At 72.2% G+C, this 5,967-nt stretch carries 6 protein-coding genes; 2 read left to right on the forward strand and 4 right to left on the reverse strand.

All coding sequences use genetic code 11. From position 1 onward, the window contains the following. Positions 1–24: 24 nt before the first annotated feature. Positions 25–870, reverse strand: coding sequence for a RecB family exonuclease (locus tag ACY45C_RS19300; protein ID WP_462188979.1), 846 nt, complete (start codon positions 868–870; stop codon positions 25–27). Positions 871–1,254: 384 nt separating this feature from the next. Between ACY45C_RS19300 and ACY45C_RS19305 the strand changes: the two genes are divergently transcribed. Continuing rightward, the gene (locus ACY45C_RS19305; RefSeq protein ID WP_462188980.1) at positions 1,255–1,536 is read left to right on the forward strand and encodes a chorismate mutase; all 282 of its coding nucleotides are present in this window, start codon (positions 1,255–1,257) and stop codon (positions 1,534–1,536) included. 65 nt (positions 1,537–1,601) lie between these two features. Here ACY45C_RS19305 and ACY45C_RS19310 read toward each other — a convergent pair whose 3' ends face one another. The 3 genes from ACY45C_RS19310 to ACY45C_RS19320 form a co-directional block, all read right to left on the reverse strand. Beyond that, a complete protein-coding gene (locus tag ACY45C_RS19310) occupies positions 1,602–2,189 on the reverse strand; it encodes a DUF1003 domain-containing protein (RefSeq protein ID WP_462188981.1) in 588 nt (195 codons plus the stop codon). Further along, positions 2,186–3,529: a magnesium transporter MgtE N-terminal domain-containing protein gene (locus ACY45C_RS19315; RefSeq protein ID WP_462188984.1), complete on the reverse strand. Its 1,344-nt coding sequence runs from the start codon at positions 3,527–3,529 to the stop codon at positions 2,186–2,188. The genes ACY45C_RS19310 and ACY45C_RS19315 overlap by 4 nt, the downstream gene beginning before the upstream one ends. Before the next feature lie 193 nt (positions 3,530–3,722). Then, positions 3,723–5,165: a TerD family protein gene (locus tag ACY45C_RS19320; protein ID WP_462188982.1), complete on the reverse strand. Its 1,443-nt coding sequence runs from the start codon at positions 5,163–5,165 to the stop codon at positions 3,723–3,725. Between the two features lie 113 nt (positions 5,166–5,278). On the opposite strand from ACY45C_RS19320, the gene ACY45C_RS19325 reads away from it, so the two are divergent. After that, positions 5,279–5,857 carry a suppressor of fused domain protein gene (locus ACY45C_RS19325; protein ID WP_462188983.1) on the forward strand — a complete coding sequence of 193 codons (579 nt, stop codon included), beginning with the start codon at positions 5,279–5,281 and terminating at the stop codon, positions 5,855–5,857. Positions 5,858–5,967: the final 110 nt, after the last annotated feature.

Raw genomic sequence — 5,967 nt, forward strand, 5'->3', positions numbered from 1 at the left:
GTCGAGAGCCGGTATGCCGGCGCCTCAGCCCTCGTCGTCCTCGTCGCCGAGGGCGTCCCAGGGCTGGCGTTCGGGGCCAGCCGCCTGCCCCTCGGGGCAGTGGCTCCGGAAATCGCACCACGAGCACAGGGGGCCGGGGCTCGGCGGGAACGCCCGTTGCGGATCCTCACCCGCCCGCAGGGCCTCCGTCGCGCGCACGGCGTCCGCCGCGACCGACTCCGCCCGCCGCACGTGCCGGGCGATGCTCGCCTCGGTGTGCTCGGCGGCCGCGACCCGCCCACTGGGCACGTGGTGCAGCTCGACCCGCCGGCATGGTTGGCGCAGCATCCGCCCGGCGGCCAAGGCGTAGAGCGCGAGCGCCGGGGACGATCGCGCGTCGTCGTCGGTGATCGGCCGGCGTCCGGTCTTGTAGTCGACGACGACCAACTCCCCGTCTCGGTCGTCGAGACGGTCCACCCGCCCGGAGAAGGCCAGTGCCTCGGTACAGGCCGCGACCGAGCGCTCGACCCCGCGCGGCTCGGCCGCCGGATCGAGGTGCGCGACATAGTCATGCGCCATCCGCGCGCCGCGCTCGCGCCACCGGTACGACTGCTCACCGTCCCGGAAACCTTCGTCGACCCACAGCAACCGCAACAGCGCCGCGGCCCGCTGCGGGGCCCGTTGCTCGATCGGCTCCTCCCACCAGCGTCGCAGCGCGTTGTGCACGCTGACACCGAAGGAGGTGTGCGCCCAGGGCGGCCCCTTGGGCGGCCGCGGCCGGTCCAGATACGTCATCCGGTACCGGCGGGGGCAGTCCTCGAAGGCGGCCAGCCGCGACGGCGTGCAGGAAAAAAGCCGGCGGGGCATGCCGGTGAGCTCCAGTTGCGCCATTATCCGATGGTCTCACCGGCCTCGCCTCGGTTACCGGACGCCTGATCGGGCGGCGTCGCCGCCCGAGTCAAGGTGAGGGATTAGTCAAGGTGAGGGATCAGTCGGGGTGGGGTTACCCAAGAGTCGGGGTGGATGGCTACCCAAGAGATCAGGCGCCTGGACGAATCGGCACGCGGCTGGCATGCTCTTGCCATGCAGTGCAGTCGATTCACGTGCCGCCGACTCACAGGTCACGGCACGTCGCTGCGGCTGTTTTATGGGGACCGGGCACGGTCCCCGCTCCGCCGCTGATCTCACGCGGCACAAGCGCCAGACCCAGGCCCGGTCCGCCTCCGGGTTGTCTCGGCCTGGGGTGCGCCGGGCCTCCGACCGAAAGGCCCACTTGTGGAAAACGTCGTCGATGCCCCCAGCACCGCGCCGGCCATCGCCTCGATCGACGAGGGACGACAGCTCATCGATGACATCGATGCTCAGCTGCGTGATCTCGTCGCAACCCGGCGGGACCTGTCCCAGCAGATCCAGGCGCTGCGCTCGGCCGAGGGCGGGCCTCGCATCCAGCACGCCCGGGAGAACGAGATCATCGCGATCTGGGCGGACGAGCTGGGGCCTCGCGGGGTCGAGATGGCGATGGCGGTACTGACGCTCTGTCGCGGTACCGTGCGGTAGGCACCCGGGCACCCGCCGGTGCGGCGCGCGGCCGCCGTTCGCACCAGCCCACCGCACCGGCCCGGTCATCGCGGCGAACGTAACGAACGCTCGCTCTCCCGCCGTCGGCGTTCCCGATCGCGTTCCCGCTCCCGGTCCTTCGCCCGGTCACCGTCCGGCCCCTCCAGCTCCGCGAGCAACCCCCGCAGTTCCGAACGCAGGAAGTCCCGGGTGGCGAGCTCGCCGATCGTGATGCGCATCGCGGCCAGTTCGCGGGCGAGGTATTCGGTGTCCTCGCGGTTACGGATGGTCTGCTCGCGGTCCTGGGCGAGGTTCGCGCGGTCCCGGTCGTCCTGGCGGTTCTGCGCCAGCAGGATGAGCGGTGCCGCGTACGCGGCCTGCAGCGACAGGACCAACGTCAGAAAGATGAACGGGAAATTGTCAAACCGGGCGGACTGCGGGGCGATGATGTTGTAGGCGACCCACAGCACAATCACGATGCTCTGCGCAACGAGGTACCGGGCCGTGCCGATGAAACGCGCCACCCGCTCCGCGATTCGCCCGAAGGCGCCCGGCTCGTAGGCGGAGCGCAGGGCGGACCGCCGGGACAGCCGCGGCTGATCGAGGCGGGCGCCTCGCGGCCGACGGCGTCCCAGGCGTCCCAGGCGTCTCATGGTGCGGCCGGGGAGCTGCCCACCTCGCCGCGGGAGCCTGGTTCCACGTCGCCCGCGGCGGGCGGGGTCAGTGCCCCGGGGGTCGCCCGCGCATCCACGTCCGCGTCGAGCTGTCGCTCCCGCCAGTTCGCGGGAAGCAGGTGGTCGAGCACGTCGTCGACGGTGACGACGCCGACGAGCCGGCCGGCGCGGTCGAGAACCGGTGCCGCCACCAGGTTGTAGGACGCCAGATGACGGGTGACCTCGGCCAGCGGGGTCTCGGGCCGCAGCGAGGCGATGTCGACGTCGATCACGCCACCGACCAGGGTCGCCGGCGGCTCACGCAGCAGCCGCTGGAAATGGGCGAGACCGAGGTAGCGGCCGGTGGGCGTCTCGTAGGGCGGGCGCACCACGTAGACCTGCGCGGCAAGCGCCGGGGAAAGCTCGGGTTCGCGGATGCGGGCCAGCGCCTCGGCGACCGTCGCGTTCGGGGCGAGCACGACCGGCTCGCTGGTCATCATGCCGCCGGCCGTGTCGTCGGCGTAGAGCAGCAGACGGCGCACGCCGGCGGCCTCGTCGGGCTCCATCAGCCGCAGGAGACGCTCCGCGTCGTCGGCGGGCAGCTCGCCCAGCAGGTCCGCCGCGTCGTCGGGGCCCATCGCCTCCAGCACGTCGGCGGCCCGCTCGTCGGCGAGTCCCCCGAGCAACTCGACCTGCTCGTCCTCCGGCAGCTCCTCGAGGACGTCGGCAAGCCGCTCGTCATCGAGGGCGGCAGCGACCTCCGCGCGCCGTTTCTCGGACAGGTCATGCAGCAGCGACGCGAGGTCGGCGGGCCGCAGCTTCTCGAACGCGGCGAGCAGGTTCGCGGCCCCCTGCCCCTCCTCGGGCAGCGAGAAGCCGGTGACCTCGTCCCAGGCGACCGTCTTCACCTCGCCGCGCCGGCCCCGGCCGACCCGCACCGCCACCTGGTCTAGCACCCAGTCGCCGCCGCGAACCGGTTCGATCGCGGCATCGACGACGGTCACCTCGACGCCGGACGAGATGAGCGTCACCCGCCGGTCAAGCAGCTCGCCGAGCACCCGGGTCTCGTTCGGGCGCTGCTGGAAACGCCGCCAGCTCAGCCGGGCCGAGGACAGCACCACCGCGCCCGACTCCACCCCGGTGACCCGGCTCATCGGCACGAAGATCGGTCGGCGTTGGACCTCGACGGCCAGGCCCAGGACTCGGGGCGGCTCATGCCCGAGTCGCAGCGTCGCGATCACATCGCGCACCCTGCCGACCTGGTCGCCATTCGGGTCCAGGACAAGCAGGCCCGCCAGCCGGCGGCAGTAGACGCGGGACGGAGCCGGGCGGGAGATCATGCCCATCACCGGACGATGCCTGCGAAGCGCAACATACCGGCCCACGACGGCCCTGCAGACCTGTTCACGGCCGGAGGTTACCCGGCCCGGGACATCCCACAACCCGGAGAGGTCGGCCGGATCAACACCGCCGCGCGGGCCGCCGGCAAACCGCCCGGCGTTCCGGGGCCGGGGATCGGGCTACGGGCACTGCCTACAGGTACTGCCTCGACGGATTGACCATGGCGCGGACGGTCTTGCCGTCGTGGAACTCCCCGATCGCCGTCATCGACCAGGTGGGAGCCCCGCGGTCGCGCTGCACCCGGCACATCACCAGTCCGGTGGACGGCTTGGAGTCGGACAGGTCGAACCGGACGAGCTCCTGCCCGGTGAGATCGTCATACAACCGGCAGTAGGCGTTACGCACCTCGACGAAGGTCTGTCCCTGGAAACTGTTGACCGTGAAGATCAGGGTGACGACGTTCCCCGGCAGGGCGCCGAGATCGACCATGATCGTCTCGTCGTCCCCTTCGCCATGGCCGGTCAGGTTGTCCCCAGAGTGGCGCACGGCTCCCCGGGCGCCCTTCTTGGACATGAACCAGACCTTGTCGACGTCCTTGCCGCGCTCGTCGAACAGGATGCAGGACGCGTCGAGGTCGATCGACTTCCCGTGCTGGGCCGGATCCCACCCAAGGCCCATCCGGACCCGGGTGAGCGGCGGCGCGCCGGTCTTCACCAACGAGACGCTCTGCCCCTTGGTGAGCGATACCCGCCCCTTGTCCAGGTTCACCCGGCCACCCTGCTGACCGGGCGCTCCCGGCGCGGGGGGCGGCGGACCCCATTGCTGACCACCCGGCGGCGGACCCCACTGCTGCCCGCCGGGTGGCGGGGGCGGCGGGCCCCACTGCGGCCCGGGCGGGGGCTGCGGTGTCCCCCACTGCGGCTGAGCGGGCGGGGGCGGCGGGCCCCACTGCGGGCCCCCCGCCGGGGTCGGCGCGGACGGAACGGGCGGCGGTCCCCACTGCCGGCCGCCCGGGGGCGTGCCGTACGGCGCCGGGGCGGCCTGCGGGTGGGGCGGGGCCACGGGTGGCTGCACGACCTGCGTCGCGGCCTCGGCGGGGTCGGGGACGCCGGGGACGCCGGAAGTGCCGGAAGTGCCGGGGTCGTCTACGGTGATGCCGAAGTCGGCCGCGATGCCGGCCAGCCCCGAGGCGTAGCCCTGGCCGACCGCCCGCACCTTCCAGGCCCCGGCGCGCCGGTAGAGCTCGACGAGAATCAGCGCCGTCTCGCTGCTCAGCCCGGACGGATCGAAGCGGGCGAACTCGGCGCCGCCACGCGCGTCCCGCACCACAATGCTCAGGCCGCGCAGGGCGGCGAAGGTCGCCGGCCCGCTGCCGTCGAGACTCCCGGTGACGACCACCTTGTCAATCTCCGGCGGGACCGCGGCCAACGTGCACTCCAGCACGGACGGCGGTACGAGACGCACCCCGGGACCTGTCGGCTGGTTGAAAAAGACGAAGTCGTCGTCGGTGCGCACCTTGCCGTGGATGGTCACCAGGATCGCCGCGATGTCCAGCGGACTCGACGAGGCGATCTCGACCCGGACGTCGGTGGTGGGCAACGCGGCGTTGCCGCCCTTGGTAAGCACCTGTGCCATGAACCCCTCCAACGTCGCACCACGATAACTCCCGCGCCGGCCACCACGGTTCCCGGGATCACTGCCGACCATACGATCGCGGGTATGGAACAACGTGGCGGGGCATCGGCCTGGTGAGCGACAGCGCGATCCTGCGATCGGTCGAGGAGCATGCGGCGGCGGCCTTCGGACCGGGCACCGGTCGGGCCGGGGTCACGTTCCTCGGCACCGACCAGATCGAGGTGCTGCGGTTCGGCCCGGACCGAGCGGGCGTCGTCCGCTATCTCACCCTGGGCATGTCCCGGGAGCCGATGACGGCGGCGGCGGCGACCGTGCGCGATCCCGCCGGCCCGCGGGCCGAACTCGTGCTGTCCCTGCGCGGGCGGCGCGACAGCGTGCTGCGGCGGTTGGCCGTGTTGGCCGCCGTCCCGACGGTCGAGGGCCGTCCGGTGGCTCCCGGATCCGGCCTGGATCTCGGGGAACCGCTCTGGGACGGTGTCCCGTTCACCGCGGTGCTCGTCGGCGAGCCCGGCGGGCTCATCCCCGATCTCGCCACCGGGCTCGCACCCGTCCGCTTTCTCCCCCTGCTTCCGATGACCCCCAACGAGTCCGCCTACAAGCGGGTGCACGGCCCAGACGCGCTGCATCAGCGGTGGCTGGCGGCCGGGACGGATCTGCGCGACCCCGGCCGCCGGGAGGTCGATCTCGGCTGACTCCCGGCACGGGGGGTGGATCCGTCGTGAACGGGCCGCGGGTTCATCCGTTTCCACTACTCTCATCTAGGGCCTGTTTGGGAAGTATGTCCCGAGGCTGGCCGTGGATC

This window comes from Frankia sp. CcWB2, from assembly GCF_977927585.1.

Coding starts and splice junctions, on each gene's coding strand:
- ACY45C_RS19320 (WP_462188982.1), bottom strand. CDS start 5,165: ATGGCACAGGTGCTTACCAAGGGCGGCAACGCCGCGTTGCCCACCACC.
- ACY45C_RS19315 (WP_462188984.1), bottom strand. CDS start 3,529: ATGATCTCCCGCCCGGCTCCGTCCCGCGTCTACTGCCGCCGGCTGGCG.
- ACY45C_RS19310 (WP_462188981.1), bottom strand. CDS start 2,189: ATGAGACGCCTGGGACGCCTGGGACGCCGTCGGCCGCGAGGCGCCCGC.
- ACY45C_RS19300 (WP_462188979.1), bottom strand. CDS start 870: ATGGCGCAACTGGAGCTCACCGGCATGCCCCGCCGGCTTTTTTCCTGC.